Annotated in this window: 16 protein-coding genes and 1 tRNA gene; 14 read left to right on the top strand and 3 right to left on the bottom strand. The window is 65.1% G+C overall.

Translation table 11 applies throughout. From position 1 onward, the window contains the following. Positions 1-10: 10 nt before the first annotated feature. The 5 genes from uxaC (at position 11) to IFT67_RS00945 (ending at position 5,787) form a co-directional block, all read left to right on the top strand. Positions 11-1,453 (top strand): glucuronate isomerase, encoded by a 1,443-nt coding sequence (uxaC, locus tag IFT67_RS00965; protein ID WP_192144694.1) that lies wholly within the window; start codon positions 11-13, stop codon positions 1,451-1,453. Positions 1,454-1,464: 11 nt separating this feature from the next. After that, positions 1,465-2,307, top strand: a complete 843-nt coding sequence (kduI, locus tag IFT67_RS00960) for a 5-dehydro-4-deoxy-D-glucuronate isomerase (protein WP_192144693.1) — start codon at positions 1,465-1,467, stop codon at positions 2,305-2,307. A gap of 117 nt (positions 2,308-2,424) precedes the next feature. Further along, the gene (kduD, locus tag IFT67_RS00955; RefSeq protein WP_192144692.1) at positions 2,425-3,195 is read left to right on the top strand and encodes a 2-dehydro-3-deoxy-D-gluconate 5-dehydrogenase KduD; all 771 of its coding nucleotides are present in this window, start codon (positions 2,425-2,427) and stop codon (positions 3,193-3,195) included. Positions 3,196-3,233: 38 nt separating this feature from the next. Beyond that, positions 3,234-4,241, top strand: coding sequence for a sugar kinase (locus IFT67_RS00950; protein ID WP_192144691.1), 1,008 nt, complete (start codon positions 3,234-3,236; stop codon positions 4,239-4,241). Continuing rightward, positions 4,228-5,787: a carboxylesterase/lipase family protein gene (locus IFT67_RS00945; protein ID WP_192144690.1), complete on the top strand. Its 1,560-nt coding sequence runs from the start codon at positions 4,228-4,230 to the stop codon at positions 5,785-5,787. Before IFT67_RS00950 ends, IFT67_RS00945 begins: the two co-directional genes overlap by 14 nt. Positions 5,788-5,791: 4 nt before the next feature. Here the strand turns inward: IFT67_RS00945 and IFT67_RS00940 are convergent, their stop codons facing one another. Further along, positions 5,792-6,184: a cupin domain-containing protein gene (locus IFT67_RS00940; protein WP_192146302.1), complete on the bottom strand. Its 393-nt coding sequence runs from the start codon at positions 6,182-6,184 to the stop codon at positions 5,792-5,794. 329 nt (positions 6,185-6,513) lie between these two features. Between IFT67_RS00940 and IFT67_RS00935 the strand changes: the two genes are divergently transcribed. Then, complete coding sequence (locus tag IFT67_RS00935; protein WP_192144689.1) at positions 6,514-9,519, top strand: TonB-dependent receptor; 3,006 nt, start codon at positions 6,514-6,516, stop codon at positions 9,517-9,519. 104 nt (positions 9,520-9,623) lie between these two features. Here the strand turns inward: IFT67_RS00935 and IFT67_RS00930 are convergent, their stop codons facing one another. Then, complete coding sequence (locus IFT67_RS00930) at positions 9,624-10,913, bottom strand: N-succinylarginine dihydrolase (RefSeq protein WP_192144688.1); 1,290 nt, start codon at positions 10,911-10,913, stop codon at positions 9,624-9,626. Positions 10,914-11,123: 210 nt separating this feature from the next. Beyond that, positions 11,124-11,200, bottom strand: a tRNA-Pro gene (locus IFT67_RS00925). Between the two features lie 215 nt (positions 11,201-11,415). Here IFT67_RS00925 and IFT67_RS00920 point away from each other — a divergent pair. From IFT67_RS00920 to IFT67_RS00885, 8 genes are read left to right on the top strand one after another with little or no spacing between them, the layout of a single operon-like run. Then, a complete protein-coding gene (locus IFT67_RS00920; RefSeq protein WP_244647116.1) occupies positions 11,416-12,405 on the top strand; it encodes a lytic murein transglycosylase in 990 nt (329 codons plus the stop codon). Continuing rightward, the gene (locus IFT67_RS00915) at positions 12,389-13,123 is read left to right on the top strand and encodes an SPOR domain-containing protein (protein ID WP_192144687.1); all 735 of its coding nucleotides are present in this window, start codon (positions 12,389-12,391) and stop codon (positions 13,121-13,123) included. Before IFT67_RS00920 ends, IFT67_RS00915 begins: the two co-directional genes overlap by 17 nt. 26 nt (positions 13,124-13,149) lie before the next feature. After that, entirely contained in the window at positions 13,150-14,313 is a 1,164-nt protein-coding gene (locus IFT67_RS00910; protein ID WP_192144686.1) for a D-alanyl-D-alanine carboxypeptidase family protein, read from the top strand. Positions 14,314-14,341: 28 nt separating this feature from the next. Further along, positions 14,342-15,319, top strand: coding sequence for a DNA polymerase III delta subunit-related protein (locus tag IFT67_RS00905; RefSeq protein WP_192144685.1), 978 nt, complete (start codon positions 14,342-14,344; stop codon positions 15,317-15,319). 50 nt (positions 15,320-15,369) lie between these two features. Further along, on the top strand, positions 15,370-16,917 hold the full coding sequence (gene metG / locus IFT67_RS00900) for a methionine--tRNA ligase (RefSeq protein WP_192144684.1): 1,548 nt from the start codon (positions 15,370-15,372) through the stop codon (positions 16,915-16,917). Continuing rightward, a complete protein-coding gene (locus IFT67_RS00895; protein ID WP_192144683.1) occupies positions 16,917-17,708 on the top strand; it encodes a TatD family hydrolase in 792 nt (263 codons plus the stop codon). The genes metG and IFT67_RS00895 overlap by 1 nt, the downstream gene beginning before the upstream one ends. Continuing rightward, positions 17,705-18,469, top strand: coding sequence for an MBL fold metallo-hydrolase (locus tag IFT67_RS00890; protein WP_192144682.1), 765 nt, complete (start codon positions 17,705-17,707; stop codon positions 18,467-18,469). The genes IFT67_RS00895 and IFT67_RS00890 overlap by 4 nt, the downstream gene beginning before the upstream one ends. After that, positions 18,466-19,053, top strand: coding sequence for a retropepsin-like aspartic protease family protein (locus tag IFT67_RS00885; RefSeq protein WP_192144681.1), 588 nt, complete (start codon positions 18,466-18,468; stop codon positions 19,051-19,053). The genes IFT67_RS00890 and IFT67_RS00885 overlap by 4 nt, the downstream gene beginning before the upstream one ends. The last annotated feature ends 11 nt before the right edge of the window (positions 19,054-19,064 follow it).

The following is a 19,064-nucleotide window of genomic DNA, read 5'->3' as shown; positions in this document are numbered from 1 at the left end:
GGAGAGTGGAATGGCCCGTGCGTTGAAACTGCATCCCGATCGCCTGCTTCCTGCCGACCCGGTGACGCGCGACATCGCGCGGGCGCTCTACGCCGAAGTCGCGGGGCTCCCGATCATCAGTCCGCATGGCCATACCGATCCGATCTGGTTCGCCGAGAATGCACACTGGACCGACGCGACGACGTTGCTACTGGCGCCCGACCATTATCTGTACCGGATGCTGTACAGCCAGGGCGTCGATCTGGATGCGCTGGCGATCCCGCGGATCGACGGCGTTCCGGCGACCGATCCGCGTGCGGCGTGGCGCGTGTTCGCCGATCACTACACGCTGTTTCGCGGTACGCCGTCGCGGCTGTGGCTGGATCACGTCTTTTCGGACGTGTTCGGGATCGATGTCGCACTGGAGCCATCGACCGCGGACTGGTATTTCGACCTGATCGGCGAGATGCTCGCGTCGGAGGCCTTCCGCCCCCGCGCGCTGTTCGATCGTTTCGGGATCGAGTTCCTGGCGACCACCGAAGGCGCGCATGACGACCTTGCCGCGCACAAGCGTATCCGCCAGTCGGGCTGGAACGGGCGCGTCGTCACCACCTATCGCCCCGACGGCGTGATCGACGTCGAGCATGAGGCGTTCAAGCCGGCGATGGCGCGCTTTGCCGAGCTGACCGGTGAAGACGTGTACGACTGGAAGGGCTATCTTTCCGCGCACCGCAAGCGCCGCGCCGATTTCCGTGCGGCGGGTGCCACCGCGACCGATCATGGCAACCCGACCGCCGCGACCGCGAACCTCTCCGCGGCCGAGGCCGAGGCACTGTTCGCCAAGGTGACGCGGGGCGCTTGGACGCCGGCCGACGCGGAGCTCTTCCGTGCGCAGATGCTGACCGAGATGGCGGCGATGTCGGTCGAGGATGGCATGGTGATGCAGATCCATCCGGGATCGTCGCGCAACCACAATGCGGGCCTCTTCGCGAGCCATGGCCGCGACAAGGGCGCCGATATCCCGATGCGGACCGATTACGTCCATGCGCTGAAGCCGCTGCTCGACCGGTTCGGAACCAGCACGCGGCTGTCGATCATCCTCTTCACGCTCGACGAAAGTTCCTACGCGCGCGAGCTGGCACCGCTGGCGGGGCATTATCCGTGCCTCAAGCTCGGGCCGTCCTGGTGGTTCCACGACAGTCCCGAGGGGATGCGCCGGTTCCGCGAGATGACGACCGAGACCGCGGGCTTCTACAACACCGTCGGCTTCAACGACGATACGCGCGCGTTTCTCTCGATCCCGGCGCGGCACGATGTCGCGCGGCGGATCGACTGCGGGTTCCTCGCACGGCTGGTGGCGGAACATCGTCTCGCCGACTGGGAAGCCGCGGATCTCGCACACGAGCTGACCAACGGACTCGTCCGCCGCGCCTACCGTATCGACGAACCCTTTTCCGTCGCAAAAGCGGCCTGACCGGAGCCTTTATGTACGATCGCACCTATTACGCCACGCACCCCGACATGATGGAGTGCGTCTCCAACGACGAACTGCGCGACCGCTATCTGATCCAGGATCTGTTCCGCGACGGCGAATGCGTGCTGAACTACACGCACGCCGAGCGCTTCGTGATCGGCGGCGTCGCCGTCGCGAGCGGATCGGTGAAGCTGCCCGACCAGGCCGAGCCGGCGTCGGCGGCAGGGCATCCGTTCCTGGAGCGTCGTGAGCTTGCGGTCGTCAACGTCGGCAAGGTCACCGGCACCGTCACGGTCGACGGCGAGACGTTCACGCTCGGCAACAAGGATTGCCTGTACGTGACAATGGGCGCCAAGGACGTGCAGTTCTCCGGCGACGGCGCGCGTTTTTATCTGGCGTCGTGCCCGGCGCACAAGGCGTTCACGACGCGGGTGATCTCGGTCGGCGATGCGACGACGCTGGAGCGCGGCAGCCTCGAGGAGTCGAACGAGCGGACGATCTACCAGATGGTCATCCCGGGCATCTGCGACAGCGCGCAGCTCGTCATGGGCCTTACCGTCCTGAAGCCCGGCTCGGTCTGGAACACGATGCCGCCGCACATCCATGAGCGTCGCAGCGAAATCTATTTCTACTTCGAACTCGACGATCTCGGGAAGGATCGCGTGTTCCACTACATGGGCGAAGGCGAGGCGACCCGTCACATCGTCATGGCGAACGAGGAAGCGGTGATCAGCCCGCCTTGGTCGATCCACATGGGTTCGGGGACGAAGGCTTACGCGTTCATCTGGGCGATGGCCGGCGAGAACCAGGATTATACCGACATGAATGTCCTGGATATCTGCCAGCTCGCGTAACTTCTGCTCCCCTCCCGTTAACGGGAGGGGTCGGGGGAGGGCGTGTCCACGAGCGTTGGTCCGCATTTCCCCTCCCCTAGCCCCTCCCGCAAGCGGGAGGGGAACGAGAGAGAAAGTATGACAAACCCCTTCGACCTGACTGGCAAGGTCGCCATCGTCACCGGCGCGAACACCGGCATCGGCCAAGCCATCGCCGTCGCGCTCGCGACCGCCGGCGCGGACGTCGCATGCGTCGGCCGCACGCCTGCCGAGGACACCGTCGCGCAGATCCGCGCGCTTGGGCGGAAAGCGGAGATCGTCTCGGCCGACCTCTCGACGATCGAACCCGTCCAGCGCGTCGTCGACGAGACGGTCGCCAAGCTTGGCAGGCTCGACATCTTGATCAACAACGCCGGTATCATCCGCCGCGCCGATGCGGTCGACTTCACCGAGGGGGACTGGGATGCGGTGATCGACACTAACCTCAAGTCGGTGTTCTTCCTCTGTCAGGCGGCGGGGCGGCACATGATCGCGCGCATCGAAAAGGAGGGGGGCTCCGGCAAGATCGTCAACATCGCGTCGATGCTGACCTTCCAGGGTGGCATCCGCGTGCCGAGCTACACCGCATCGAAGTCCGGGATCGGCGGGCTGACCAAGCTGCTCGCGAACGAATGGGCGGCCAAGGGCATCAACGTCAACGCGATCGCACCCGGCTACATCGCGACCAACAATACGGCGGCGCTGCAGGCCGACGAGGTGCGCAACAAGTCGATCATGGACCGGATTCCGGCTGGCGCTTGGGGCGACGCCTCCGATCTCGGCGGTGCGGCGGTGTTCCTGTCGTCGGCGGCGGCGAAGTATGTCCAGGGGCATATCCTGGCGGTCGACGGCGGCTGGCTGGCACGATAACCCTGCCCGTCGGGACGGCGATTTGAAATAGGGGCGACATGGCTAAATTCCTGGCATTCGGCGAGATCATGCTGCGGCTTTCCCCGCCGGGGCGCGAGCTGCTGTTGCAGACGCCAAAGCTCGACGTGTGGGTCGCAGGTGCGGAGGCCAATGTCGTCACGCAGCTCGCGCGGCTCGGCCACGACGTCGGCATGGCGACGATGGTGCCGGACAACGACCTGGGCCGTGCTGCCGTGACGACGTTGCGCGGGCACGGTGTCGACACGTCGACGATCACGCTGGGCGGCGACCGGATGGGGCTGTATTTCGTCACGTCGGGTGCCGGCTTGCGCGCGACCGAAGTCATCTACGATCGCGCCGGGTCGTCGTTCGCGGAGGCGGCATCGGGCGCCTGGGATTGGGACGCGTTGCTCGACGGCGTCGATCGGCTCCATCTGTCAGGGATCACGCCGGCACTCGGTCCCGTTCCCGCCGAGGCAGCACTGGCCGCCGTTCGCGCGGCGACGGAGCGCGGGATCGCCGTCTCGTTCGACGGTAACTGGCGTGGTAAATTATGGGAGCGGTGGGACTCGGATCCGCGTACGATCCTGACCCAACTCGTCGAGCATGCCGACCTGATGTTCGGCAACCACCGCGATATCGCGCTGCTGCTCGACCGGGATTTTTCCGGCGAGGCAGAAGATCGTCGGCGCGAGGCGACGGAGGCGGCATTCGCGGCGTTTCCGAGGCTACAGACGATCGCCTCGACCGCGCGGCATGTCGAGCATGTCGATCTCCACCGTCTGTCGGCGCGGATCGATACGCGCGACGCGCACGTCCAGACGGACGAGGTCGTGCTGGCCGGGATCGTCGACCGGATAGGCGGCGGCGATGCCTTCGCGGCCGGGGTGCTGCACGGCCTGCGTTCGGGCAAGGCCATCGAGGACACGGCACGCATCGGCCTCGCGCTCGCCGCGTTGAAGCACTCGCTGCCGGGCGACGCGAGCCTGTTCCGGCAGGCGGACATCGACGCCTATCTCGCGGGCGGGCTGGATGTCCGGCGCTGACGGCTGGACACGCCGCGGCACCCTCGGCGGCGCGGCGGCACTGATCCTGGCTGGGGGTGCGCGAGCTTCGGGCGTGCCGATAGTACACTCGCCTGCGGGTAATTTCGTCGGGCACGCGGACGGGCACGTCTTCGCCTTCAAGGGCATTCGCTATGGCCGTGCGGACCGGTTTCGGGCGCCTTTACCGGTATCGATGCCGGGCCAGAGGCGACCGGCGCAGGACTTCGGACCGGTGTGCCCGCAATCGGGACCATACACCCCGCAATCCGAGGACTGCCTGTTCCTGAACGTCTGGACCGCGGAACCAGACGCGCGCGCGAAAAAGCCGGTGATGGTCTATATTCACGGCGGCGCATATTCGAACGGGAGCGTCACCGATCCGCTGAACAATGGGCAGGCACTCGCAGCGCGCGGCGACTGCGTCGTCGTCACCGTCAACCACCGCCTGAACGCGCTCGGCTATCTGTATCTTGCGAGGCTTGATCCGCGGTTTCCCGATAGCGGCAATGCTGGACAACTCGATCTGATCCTCGCGCTGCAATGGGTGCGGGACAACATCGCGGCGTTCGGCGGGGATTCGTCGCGCGTGTTGGTCTTCGGTCAATCGGGCGGCGGTGCGAAGATCGCGTCGATGATGGGGATGCCCGCCGCAGCAGGCCTGTTCCACCGGGCCGCGACGATGAGCGGGCAGCAGGTCACTGCGTCGGGCCCGATGAACGCGACGGCGCGCGCACGAGCGTATCTGGCGAAGCTGGGCGTGACGGAACGCGATCTGTCGCCGCTGCTCGCGATGCCCATCGAGAAACTGGTCGAGGCGTTGGATGCGACCGATCCGATCATGGGAGGCGGCGTGTATTTCGGACCCGTGCTCGACATGAAATGGCTGACCCGGCACCCGTTCTGGCCCGATGCGAACCCGCTCGGAAACCGCATTCCGATGATGCTCGGCAACACGCATGATGAGACGCGCGCGTTCATCGGCCACGATTCGCCGAAGGTGAGGGGGCTCGACTGGGGCAATCTCGCGACACGCATGGCGCCCGAACTCAAGATCGACATCCTGCCCGGATGGGTGGTCGCGCAGTATCGCGAGCGCTATCCGACATGGGCGCCGATCGACGTCTTCTATGACGCCACCACCGCGGGGCGAAGCTGGCGCGGGCAGGTGATCGAGGCTGAAGCGCGTGCGCAGGCGGACGCCCCCTGCTGGGTCTATCAGGTCGATTTCGCCTCTCGGACGGATCCGCGTCGTGGCGCGTTCCACACAATGGATATCCCGCTGGTGTTCGGAACCCTGGGTGCCACGGGATCGCAGACCGGGACGGCAGCGGATGCGCGCGCGGCGTCCAAAGCGATGCAGGACGCGTTCGTCGCCTTCGCCACGACGGGGGACCCAAACCATCAGGGCACGCCAAATTGGCCACACTATGACCTGTCGAGCCGCGCGACGATGATCTTCGACGCACGCTCGCGGATCGAGAACGACCCGCGCGCATGGCAACGCGAACTCTTCGCGCGCGTACCCTATATCCAGCCTGGAACCTGACTCGTTACTTCGCAATCGGATAGGCGATGATCAGCACCAATGGTGCCTTGCCCGTCTGTTCGATGCCGACGGTTTCCCCGTCGAACAGATAGGCGGCGATACCCGCACGGACCGGCCGTCTTGCGCCGCCGGATGAGACGATACCCGTGCCGGAGAGGACGTAATACACCTCGTCATGCGCGATCTGGTGCAGGCCGATCGCACTCCGGGGGTGCAGTATCCGCTTGCGAAACTCCATCGTTCTGCCCGGTACCGCGTCGCTGATCCGGTAGGCCGTGCTGGAGCCAATCGCCCCGTGGGGCGGGGGTTCTCGCCGCATCGTCGTGGCTTCGTCGACGATCACCATTGGTCGCGACGTGGCGGCCTGCGCATACGCGCCGGCAGCCAGACCTAGCATCCCGAAAAGCGCCGATAGCATCGATCGCAGCATTCTCGCTTCTCCTGCATGGCACGATGCATTCCGCGGCATGTTGACACGCAACCGATCGTGCGACATTGTTCTGACACCGGTTACCTAAGCATGCAAGGAACCGGGGGGCGGACCAGCAACAACTGGCAGCACGGGAGAGGATAAGATGCACCCGTTCGAAGCAACGGGTCTTATTCCCCAAGAATTTCAGGGCGGTGGCCGAGCGGTGTCCAGCCGATCGCGCAACCGGTGTCATCGGCGTAGACCGAACGGGGAGTGAAGCAATGGACGTGCAAACAACGGCAGCGAATTTGCGGATGAATTGGCGCACAGGCATCTCGGCCAGCACCCTCGTCCTGGCGCTCGCCATGCCCGCAGCCGCCTTCGCGCAGGCGGCACAGATTCCAAACAGCGAGACGCCGGGAACGCCGGCACAGGTCGATCCATCGCCCGCGCAGACCGCCGTCGTGCCGCAGGGCCAACCGGTCGACCCCGCCGCAACGACGGCATCGCAGTCGGCGCCCGAGATCGTATCGCCCGATAGCGAGACCGCCGAGATCATCGTCACCGGCTTTCGCCGCTCGCTCGATGCGGCGCTGAACGTCAAGCGCCAGTCGGTATCGTCGGTCGACGCGATCGTCGCGGAGGATATTGCCAAGTTCCCCGATCAGAACCTCGCGGAATCGCTGCAGCGTATCCCTGGCATCTCGATCCAGCGCGATGCAGGCGAGGGACGCGCGATCACGGTCCGCGGTTTGGGCGCGCAATATACGCGGGTCCGCGTCAACGGCTTGGAGACGGTGGCGACGTCGACCGATGGCGCCAGTTCGAACCGCGATCGCGCGTTCGATTTTAACGTGTTTGCGTCCGAACTCTTCAATTCCATCGTCGTCCACAAGACTGCCGAAGCGTCGCTCGACGAAGGCTCGCTGGGCGCGGTGGTCGATCTCAACACCGGCAACCCGCTCGGCGGCAAGACCGGCTTCACGCTCGTCGGCTCCGCGCAGGCAAGCTACAACGATCTCAGCAAGAACTTCGGCCCGCGTCTCGCCGGCCTGCTTTCGTGGAAGTCCGCGGACGGCACGTTCGGCGTCGCGCTGTCGGGAGCGTACACCAAGACCAACAATTTCGAGCTCGGCAACAACAGCGTCCGCTGGGCGCAGGGCGTGTTCGATTCGGTGAACGGCACCCGCTGTTTCAGCCAGCCTAACCGCGGTGGCACCTACACGAACGCGGCCGGTTGCGATCAGGCCGCGCTCGCCTTCCACCCCCGCATCCCGCGCTACGGCTCGGTACGTCACGATCGCGAACGGCTCGGCCTGACCGGCAGCGTCCAATGGTCGCCGACCGACGCGACCAAGATCTCGATCGATGGACTCTATTCCCGCTTCAAGGAGACCCGCGAGGAGAAATGGGGCGAAGTGCTGCTCCGCTCGAACGAACGCTCGATCGACATCAGCAACTTCACGATCGACGGCAACAACAATCTGGTGAAGGCGACGCTCAACGACGCCTGGGTCCGCACCGAGCATTATTTGCGCAAATCGCAGACCGAATTCTATCAGCTGGGCGGCAGCTGGGATCAGGACGTGACCGACAAGTTCCGCTTCACGCTGCTCGGCGGCTTCTCGAAATCGGATGCGACGATCCCGGTCGAGACGACCTTCGTGTTCGACGATCGCGACGCGCAGGGGTATAGCTACGACTATACCGACATGAAGCGTCCGACGCTGACCTTCGGGACGAGCGTGACCGATCCGGCGAACTTCCAGCTTGCCGAAATCCGCGATCGGCCATCCGAAACGGTCAACACCTTCCGCACTGGGCAGCTTCGTACGGAATGGGACGTCGCCGAAGGGTTCCAGATCAAGACGGGCGCGATGTATCGTCGCTTCTCGTTCGATACCAAGGGCTTCTCGCGCGATGCCGTCGTCTGCCCTAACGCGGGCGGCAAGGATGTCGTGCTCGGCACGCTCACCTGCTCGCCCAACACGCTGTTCGGCCCGACCGCGATCTACGGCTTCCCCGCTGGTAACCTAGGCGAGATCTTCAACCTGGGCAAGGCCGGGCAACCGTCGGGAACGACCACCAGCTTCCTAGTGCCGAACATCGATGCATCGGCTGCCTATACGGGGCTGTACGGCCGCACGCCGACCGTGCTGGTCGGCGATACCCGCAGCGTGATCGAGGAAGTCACCGGCGGTTACATGCAGTTCGACGTCAAGGGCGACATCCTGGGCCTCAACTATGCGGCGAACGCCGGCATGCGCTATGCCCATACCAGCCAGAAATCGACCGGCATCTCGTCGTCGGTGGTCGGTGGCGTCACCGTCAACACGCCGGCGACGGTCGGACGCAGCTATGACGACTGGCTCCCGGCGATCAACGTCGCGTTCTTCCCGACCGACGATATCATCCTGCGCGGTGCGATCTCCAAGGTGCTGACGCGCCCGAGCCTGGGCAGCCTGACGCCGGGTGGATCGGTCGACGGCTTCAACTACCGCGTGACGTTCGGCAACCCGCAGCTCAAGCCGTTCCGCGCAACCGCGCTCGATCTCGCCGCCGAATGGTATTTCGCGCCGCAGTCGATCTTCTCGGTCGCGGTGTTCAAGAAGCTGATCGAGAGCTTCCCCGTCACGCAGCCCCGCAGCGGCACGTTCGCCTCGACCGGCCTCCCGCTCTCGGTGATCCCGGCAAGCTCACCGGCCGCGCTCAACCCCGAGGGCCAGGAATGGCAGATTAACGCGCCCATCAACGGCGTCGGTGCGTCGCTGAAGGGCATGGAAATCTCGCTCCAGTCGAGCTTCCGCTTCCTGCCTGGCTTCCTGAAGAACTTCGGCTTCCTGGCCAACGCGACGTTCATCAGTTCGGACGCGGATTATACGCAGGCCGGTCCGGCGACGACGGTGTCGCGGCCAACCTTCAACCCGACCACCGGGGCGGTACTGACACCGGGTGGCGTGCTGGGCGCGCTGCCCGCCACGACGCGCACCGCGACTCTCTACGGCCTGTCGAAGCGCGCCTATAACGGCACGCTCTATTATGAGGACAAGAAGTTCAGCGCGCGCGGATCGATCAGCTATCGCAGCCCGTACATCGACGGCAGTTCGGCCACCGGCAATTTGTTCGAAGGGTATAATTCGACGATCAACGTCGATGCGTCGCTGCGCTACAAGCTCACGCCGATGGTCGAGGTGTCGCTGGAGGGTACCAACCTCACCGACAATTATCGCAGCCGCTACAATGATCTCGATGCGAACCGGAACTACGAGAACAACCATTTCGGCCGCACGTTCCTGATGGGCGCACGCTTCAAGATGTAAGCGCGCGCCAGTCCAACTCCTCCTCCTCGGCTGCATTCGGTTCTGGAATGCAGCCGCTTTTTTTGCTGAATTCGCAGTCGGGCACCCACACTGACGGGAGAGGACTAGATCTCGTCCGGTGCAAAGCCGAGCGCCGCCGTCAACGCCGCGCGAGCTTTGATGCAGCGGTCCCACAGGTGCGGATCGCCGAGGTTTTCGATCGCGATCGCCTCTGGCCATTCGTGCGCGATGACATCCTCGATCCTGCCGCACGCAGCCTCGTCGAGCAGGAAGCGGGGATCGATTGCACCGAACGCCTCCTCATCGACCTGGACACGCAGCCTCAGGCACGCCGGGCCGCCGCCGTTCCGCATGGATTCGCGGACGTCGACGATCTCCAGCCGCTGGATCGGCCCGCCGCTGGCGATCAACTCGGCCAGCCACGTCCAGACGTCTGCATTCTCGTGCGCTTCGGCGGGAAGGACGAGCGTCATGCTGCCGTCCGGCATCGTGACGAGCTGCGAATTGAACAGATAAGTTCGGATCGCGGTGTCTAGGCTCACGCGATCTGTGGGCACCTCGACGATCGCAACGTCGGGCATCAACGCTTTCAGGGTCTCGTGAAACGCGGAAGGCTCGGCGAACGCCTGCTCGTGCGCGAACAGGACATGGCCGTTCGCCACTGCGACGACGTCGTTATGGAACGCCCCCGCAGCGATCGCGGCATCGCTCTGGCGCACCATCAGCGTGTGCGCAGGGCTCAGCCCGTGCCGACGCGCGACCGCCTCGCTGGCGGTGCGGTGCTGACGTGCAGGGAATCCGCCGGCCTGACCCTCGCCATAGACGAACATCTCCACCGCCGCGCCACCGGCAGGGGGCACCAGCCGCATGAAGTTCGCAGCACCCTCATCGCCGAACGCAGACGGTACCGGGGAATGGACGCGGAAGTGACGCGGGTCGGCGAAGGCGAGGCGGAGTTGCCGTTCGGTCTGTGCGGCTTCGCTCGCACGGTGCGGCATCGTCGACAGATTGGCCACCGAGATGTGACAGAGGCCATCGCGCGTATCGGACGACGGCGAGACCGTTCCCGCATTCGCCGTCCACATCGCCGACGCCGACATCGCGTTGGCGACCAGCGCCCGATCGGCGGTCCAGGCCGAAGCAAGGACCTCCGCATCGTCGCCGACGAACCCGAGTGCTCGAAGCCATCCGACATTGGGTCGGACGTGCGGCAGAAAGATGCCCTGGTTCAGCCCCATCGCCATCAGCCGCCGCATCTTCGCAACGCCTTGCAACGCGGCCAGCCTGGGCGCCGAAATGGCACCGGCGTTGGCGGACGATGCGCGGTTGCCGATCGAAAGGCCGGCGTAATTATGCGTGGGGCCGACGATACCGTCGAAATTGACCTCGATCACCGCATCTCTCCTTCGTTTCACCACCGAGTTGGCGTCAACGCAGTCGTGCCAAGATCGGATAGCCGCAATTCGCGACGACGTAAAAGGCGCCGGCGCGCTCGTGTCTCGAGCGGATTTGCTGATCCGAGATGCGTGAGATGGAGATCGAATTTTTTGGAACGGCCGCGCTCGCAGGCGCCGTGATCGTCCTTGTATCGCCCCGTAAGACGATGGTCGGGGAGACAGGATTCGAACCTGCGACCCCCTGGTCCCAAACCAGGTGCGCTACCAGCCTGCGCCACTCCCCGACGGCGTTGCGGTTAGGCGTACGCGCCGGGATGTGCAAGCGTCATAACGTCACGAGAATGAAATTGCTGGGGATGAAATCCGCTCGCGTCCGTGCGTGCCTGGCGTACGACGGTGCGAGGTTCCGATACGGACGCGTTTGTGGCACATCCTAGGTATGGGTGGGGCATCGACAGCAGCGACTTGGCTGCGCAACGGCGTATTCGGCATACTCGCAATGCTGTCCGGCAACGGATCGGCGATGGCGCAGGATGATCCGGGTTTTCAGTCTTACATGACAGTGCTGCGTCAGCAGGCGCTCGCCGAGGGCGTCAGCGTCCGGACGGCCGACGCGGTGTTTCCCGGCCTGACGCTGAACCCGCGCGTGATCGAACTCGATCGGGGGCAACCCGGAGCGACGAACACCAGCAGCGCAATCCCCGCGTTCGCGCCGTATCGCAGCCAGCATGTCGATGCGGCGCGGATAGCACGCGGCCGCCAGACCTATCTGGCGCAGCGCTCGCGGTTGCAGCGGATCGAACAGCAGACCGGCGTTCCCGAATCGATCATGGTCGCGATCTGGGGGCATGAAACGAATTACGGCAGCTATACCGGCGACTTCGATCTGCTCCGCTCGCTCGCCAGCCTTGCTTACGAGGGTCGGCGCCGGTCGCTATTTGCCGGCGAGTTCATCGCCGGGCTCAAGATGCTCGATCGCGGCGTCACCCGCTCGCAGTTGAAGGGCAGCTGGGCAGGGGCGACTGGCAATCCGCAGTTCCTGCCATCGATCTACCTCCGCCTTGCGCGCGACGGCGACGGCGATGGTCGCGCGGACATCTGGAACAGCCCGGCCGACACGCTGGCCTCGATCGGTAACTACTTTACGGACGCCGGCTGGCGCGCGGGCCAGCCCTGGGGCGTCGCGGTCAACGTGCCTGCGGGTCTCGACCGGTCGCAGGTCCGCAATCGGTTGGTGTCGCCGCGCTGCCCTCGTGTGTTCGAGCGACAGAGCGGCTGGCGGACGATCGCCGAATGGCGTGCGCTTGGCGTGACGCCGCAGGGCCGGAGCCTGCCCGCCGACAGCGTGATGGCGACGTTGCTCGAGCCGGACGGGCAGGGCGCTACCGCCTATCTGCTCACCAGCAACTACCGCGTGATCCTCGATTACAATTGTTCGAACTTTTATGCGCTCTCGGTCGGATTGCTGGCCGATGCGGTCGAGCGCTAGAGCCCTCTGCCTGGCGTTCGCGCTGGGAGCGTGCAGCAACGCACACGATAGCGTCGGTGCGACCTTCCCAGCGGGGGGCGGACTTTACGGCAGCTATCAGGATACCGGCCTCGCGAGTTGGTATGGCGAGGAATTGTTGGGTAACCGCACGGCATCGGGCGAGGCGTTCGATGCCGGCGCGATGACCGCCGCCCACCGAACCTTGCCACTCGGCTCGTTCGTCGAGGTGACGTCGGTCGAGACCGGACGGTCTATCCTGGTACGGATTAACGACCGCGGCCCCGGCCGGAAGGATCGGATGATCGATCTGTCGCGCGCCGCGGCGCATTTGCTCGGTACCGATCGACGGCAAGTTGCCGCGGTAAGGATCCGAGCGATCATACCGACCATGCAGGACGCGTCGCTGTTGCGTGCCGGGAAAGCTGCTTCGGCGCGTATGCCGGCATTCACGCAGGCCGCGAGTTTCGATGCACTGCCCGTGCGCAAGCCGCTGCCTCCGATCATCGCGGGACGGCGATACGTGTTGCAGGTCGCGACCTTCTCGAACGAAGACCGTGCAACCGCGTTGGCGAAGCGCCTCGATGCCGATGTCGTCGAACGCGGCGGCCTGTACCGTGTCCGCATCGGACCGTTCAAAGATGCGGCAAGCCTGCAACGCGCGCGTGACGCGGTCGCCGAGCGCGGCTATGGCGATGCCCAAGTCCTGCCTACGGATTGAGTTCCCTTTTGCTCACGGAATACCGCATGAAGAAGCTGATCGTCGCACCGCTCGTCGCCATCGCGCTGGCGCACCCGTCCATCGCCGCCGCGCCCCAATTCCAGACCGCCGCACCGATCGCCTATATGGAAGACCTGTCGTCGGGCGCAGTCCTGTTCGCGCGTGACGCCGACCGCCGCATGCCGCCGGCCTCGCTCGCCAAGATGATGACCGTCTATGTCGCGTTCGACATGGTCAAGAAGGGCGAACTGAAGCTCGACCAGATGATGCCGGTGCGCCCTGAGACCTGGGCTAAATGGCATGGCCCTTCCGCGGGTTCGACGATGTTCCTGTCCTCGGGTGAGAACGTCAGCGTCGCCAATCTGCTCTACGGGATCGTCACGCTGTCGGGCAACGACGCGTGCATCGTGCTGGCCGAGGGTATCTCCGGGTCGGAGCAGGCGTTCACTGAGCGGATGAACCGCAAGGCGGCCGAACTGGGGCTCAAGGACAGCCATTTCGGTACCGCGAACGGCTGGCCCGACAACGGCGTCACCTATGTCACCGCGCACGATCTCGCCAAGCTCGCCGCGGCGACGATCACCAACTATCCCGATCTCTACAAGCAATTCTATTCGAAGCGCGATTTCACCTGGGGCAAGACGATGGGCGGCAGCGCCATCACCCAGGCGAACCGCGACCCGATCCTCGGCCGCGTCGCTGGCGCCGATGGGCTTAAGACCGGCCACACCGAGGAAGCCGGTTACGGCTTCACCGGCTCCGCGATCCAGGACGGCCGCCGCCTCGTGATGGTCGTCGCCGGCCTGACGAGCGCCGGCCAGCGCGCGGAAGAGTCGGTTCGCTTCATGGAATGGGGCTTCCGTGCTTGGCAGTCGAAGCCGATCGTCGCGAAGGGCAAGAAGATCGAGACCGCCGCGGTTCAGCTCGGCGACGCATCGTCGGTCGGTCTCGTCGCCCCCAAGGCGCTGACGGTTACGCTGCCCGCCGGCACCTCGCCGACCATGACTGCCAAAGTGGTCTATGAAGGTCCGATCAAGGCGCCGATCAAGGCCGGTCAGCATATTGCCGATCTCGTCGTGACTACGTCCGACGGTCTCCAGCAGACGATGCCGCTGGTCGCCGAGAAGGATGTCGCGGTCGCAGGCTTCTTCGGTCGCGCATGGGCAGGACTGACCGGCTTCTTCGGCTGATGACCCCGGCGCCGACGGCGTTGCCGGCATGACGCCGATCATCGGCAACGCCGCCGCGCAGGCTGCCTTCATGGCGGCGATGCGCGGCGGTTCGCTGCATCACGCATGGCTGATCGCCGGACCGCAGGGCGTCGGCAAGGCGAGTTTCGCACGCGCCGCAGCGATGCGCATGCTGGCGGATGCGGCCGACCCGGATGGCGGCTCGACCGATCTTGCGGTTCCCCAGGGAAACAGGACGCGGTCGCTCATGGAGGCCGGGTCGCATCCCGACTTCCGCGTGCTGGCGCGCCTGCCGAAAGATCCCGAGAAGCCCGACCAGGATCTCGCCCGCAGCATCACGATCGCGCAGGTCCGCACGCTGCAACCTTTGTTCGCAACCACGCCGTCGATGAGCCCTCGTCGCGTGGTCGTGATCGATGCGATCGACGATCTGGAGCGGGGCGGGGCGAATGCGTTGCTCAAGAACCTCGAGGAACCGCCGGCCGGGACGATCTTCCTGCTCGTCAGTCATGCGCCGGGCCGGTTGCTCCCCACGATCCGCTCGCGCTGTCGTCTGCTACGGTTCGAGGCGCTCTCGGACGGCGAGGTCGCGACCGCGATCCGGACGTTGCAGCCGGACGCGGACGAGAGCGAGGTCGCGGCACTGGTTCGTGCCAGCGACGGCGCACCCGGTCGCGCGCTCCGCTATGCCGGGCTCGACATCGCCACGATCGACGATGCCATCGCCGCGATCGCGCAGGACGGCGACCGCGACAATGGACGCCGGCTAAAGCTGGCCAAGGCTCTGGGGCTCAAGGCCGCGCAACCCCGCTACGAGGCATTCCTCGATCGTGCCCCCGCGTTCATCGCCGACGCCGCACGGACCCGGTCGGGGCCAGCGCTGCGATCCGCGCTCGACGCGCACGCCGCGGCGCGCGAACTGGCGGGTGCCGCGATCGGTTTGTCGCTCGATGCGCAGGCGACGGTGTTCGAGATGGCCGGGATCGTCGCGACATTGCGCCATTGATCGGGCCGCACAGGCTTCACCTGATCGGGGCGATGCTCTAGGAGCGCGGCATGGCCGATCCTTTCTATATCACCACCGCGATCCACTATCCCAATGGCCGTCCGCATATCGGCCATGCGTACGAGATGATCGCCGCCGATGCGATCGCACGCTTCCAGCGCCAGGCCGGGCGTGACGTCCTGTTCCAGACCGGCACCGACGAACACGGTCTGAAGATGGTCCAGGCCGCGCGTGACCGCGATATGCCGGTGCGCGAACTGGCGAACGAAATGTCGTCGTATTTCCACGAGATGGCCGACCGTCTTGGCATCTCGTATGATCGTTTCATCCGCACCGTCGACGAGGATCACTACGCCGCGAGCGCCGCGATCTGGCAGGCGATGGCAGACGCAGGCGATCTGTATCTCGACCGCTACGAAGGCTGGTATTCGGTCCGCGACGAGGCATTCTACGACGAGTCAGAACTGACCGGGGAGGGCGACGATCGCCGCTCGCCGCAAGGCACGCCGGTCGAATGGACCGCGGAGGAGACCTGGTTCTTCCGCCTGTCGAAATATCAGCAGCCCTTGCTCGATCTCTTCGCCGCAAACCCCGATTTCATCCGCCCCGAAAGCCGCCGCAACGAGGTGATGCGCTTCGTCGAGGGTGGCCTGAAGGATCTGTCCGTCTCGCGGACCAGCTTCGATTGGGGCGTTCCGGTGCCGGGCAGCCCCGGCCACGTCATGTACGTCTGGGTCGATGCGCTTACCAATTACCTGACCGGGATCGGCTATCCCGACATGACCGGCGACAAGGCGAAATACTGGCCGGCGGATATTCATCTGATCGGCAAGGACATCGTCCGCTTCCACGCGGTCTATTGGCCCGCGTTCCTGCTGTCGGCGGGCGTCCCGCTGCCCAAGAGCGTGTTCGGCCACGGCTTCCTTCTCACCCGCGGCGAGAAGATGTCGAAGTCGGTCGGCAACGTCGTCGATCCGATGGCGCTTGCGGATGCCTTCGGCGTCGATGCGCTGCGGTATTTCTTCCTTCGCGACGTGAGCTTCGGCCAGGACGGCAGCTACTCGCCCGAGGCGATCGTGACGCGAGTCAACGCCGAGCTGGCGAACAGCTTCGGCAACCTAGCGCAGCGGACATTATCGTTCATCGCCAAAAACCTGGGCGGCGAGTTTCCCACGGCGGGTACGGTCCAGGATGCCGATGGGATACTGATCGAGGAGGTCGTCGTCGCCTGTGCCGGTTTCAAGTCCGCCTTCACGGATCTCGCGCTGTCGCAAGGTATCGAGGCGTGGATGCGCGGCGTGTTCGCGTGCAACCAGTATATCGACGCGCAGGCACCCTGGGCGCTGCGCAAGACCGATCCCGAGCGGATGAACGCGGTTCTCCGTACGCTGATCCGCGCGATCCGCATGCTCGCGATCGCGATCCTGCCGGTGGTTCCGGATTCCGCTGGGAAGGTGCTCGAGCAGATTGGCGCGACCGAGCGCGACCATGCCGCGATAGACGACGACGGCTGGTATGATCGTGTGGCTGCTTCCGATTTCCGGATCGCACCGCCAGCGCCCGTATTCCCGCGTCTCGAACTGCCTGCGGAGGCCTGATGCTCGCCGACAGCCATTGCCACCTGAACTACAAGGGCCTCGTCGAGGACCAGCAGGCGGTGCTCGCACGGGCTAGGGCGCGCGGCGTCACGGCGATGCTCAACATCTCGACGCGCGAGAGCGAATGGGACGATATCGTCGCCACCGCCGAGCGCGAGCCTGACGTCTGGGCAACGATCGGCATCCACCCGAACGAGGCTGACGTGTATCCCGACGTGGATGCCGCCAAGCTGATCGAGCGCGCACGGCATCCACGCGTGGTAGGGCTCGGCGAAAGCGGCCTTGACTATTTCCGCGACACATCGGACCGCGCCCGCCAGCAGGCGAGCTTCCGCGCGCACATTGCCGCGTCGCGAGAGACTGGCCTGCCGATCGTCGTCCACACCCGCGACGCCGAGGACGATACTGCGGCGATCATGGCCGAGGAGATGGGGAAGGGGGCCTATCCCGGCGTCATCCACTGCTTCACCGCGAGTGGAGCTTTCGCCGACAAGGCGCTGGATATGGGTCTTTATATCTCGATCTCGGGGATCGTGACGTTCAAGAACGCGCGGGACCTTCAGGAGACCGCCGCGCGCCTGCCGATCGAGCGACTGCTGATCGAGACCGACGCGCCGTTTCTCGCGCCGGTGCCGCATCGGGGCAAGACCGGCGAACCTGGGTTCGTGGCCGATACCGCGGCGTTTCTTGCCAACCTTCGCGACGAAAATGTCGAGGAACTGTCGCGCCGTACGGCCGAGAACTTCCACACGCTGTTCGGCAAGACGCGGGTGTCAGGGGCGGCGGCATGAAGATCACGATCCTCGGCTCCGGCACTTCCTCCGGCGTGCCGAGGATCGGCAACGACTGGGGCGAATGCGACCCGACCGAGCCACGCAACCGTCGCACCCGTGCGTCCGCAATCGTCGAACATGACGGCACGCGGATCCTGATCGATACCAGCCCCGACATGCGCGAGCAGTTGCTGGCGGTCGATATCAACCGGGTCGACGCGGTGATCTGGACGCACGATCACGCCGATCATTGCCACGGCATCGACGATCTCCGCCAACTTTTCCACGCAGCCGGAGAGCCCGTTCGCGGCTACGCCCGGCCGTTCACGCTGGCAGCGCTGGATGCGCGCTTCACCTATGCTTTTCACGGTCGCCCCGGCTATCCGCCGACGATCGCCGCCGAAGTTCTGCCTGATCGGTTGACGATCGGCGGGATCGATATCCGTGTTACCGATCAACCGCACGGTAGTATCCACGCCGCTGGCCTTAGGTTCGAAGCGGCTGGGATGTCGATCGGATACGCGACCGACTTCAACCTGATGACCGACGATATGGCCAGCCTGTATCAAGATCTGGACATCTGGGTAGTCGACGCGCTCCGCCGGCGACCGCATCCAACGCACATGGAACTGCCTGCCGTGCTTGCTTGGGTGGAGCGCCTGACGCCGAAGCGGACCGCGTTGATCCATATGGACAACACGATGGATTATGCGACGTTGCGTCATGAGCTGCCGGCCGGCGTCGAGCCTGGCTATGACGGGCTGATCCTGACCGCATGACCGGTGACCGCGCAGCCCAGTTCGCGCTGTATGCAGTCATGCTGATCCTGCCGCTGTCGGCCTTGGTCGCGCGCCGATTACCTTTGAAGCCGGTGCTAAAGATGGCTCTGGCCTGGATCGCGATCTTCGCCGTTGGCCTGCTGATCGCGAGCCAGCGGGATCGGCTGTCTGGCTTGAAGACCATGTTTTCCGATCAGCAGGTGAGCGGAACCGAAACCCGGATTCTCATGGCGGACGACGGGCATTTCTGGGCGGATGTCGATATCGACGGTGTCCGCCGCCGGATGCTGATCGATAGCGGCGCGACGACGACTGCCTTGTCGTCCGCTACGGCCAAGGCCGCCAGCCTAGATAGCGAGGAAAGCCCGTTTCCAGCGATCATCGAGACCGCCAACGGTACGGTATCGGCGCGCACCGCGACTGCAAAAAGCGTGACGATCGGCACTGTCACCGCAACCAACCTCGGCATCGTCACGTCGCCGGCGTTCGGCGAGACCGACGTGATCGGCATGAACTTCCTGTCGAGACTGGCGTCTTGGAGAGTCGAGAATGCCACACTCGTTCTTACGCCAAACAAGCAGTAGATTTTACATAA

Origin of the sequence: Sphingomonas sp. CFBP 13728 (assembly GCF_014841895.1) — a bacterium.
Lineage (GTDB): Bacteria > Pseudomonadota > Alphaproteobacteria > Sphingomonadales > Sphingomonadaceae > Sphingomonas.
Note: the sequence above shows the minus strand (reverse complement) of the source record. Positions and strands in the feature narration are given on the sequence as shown.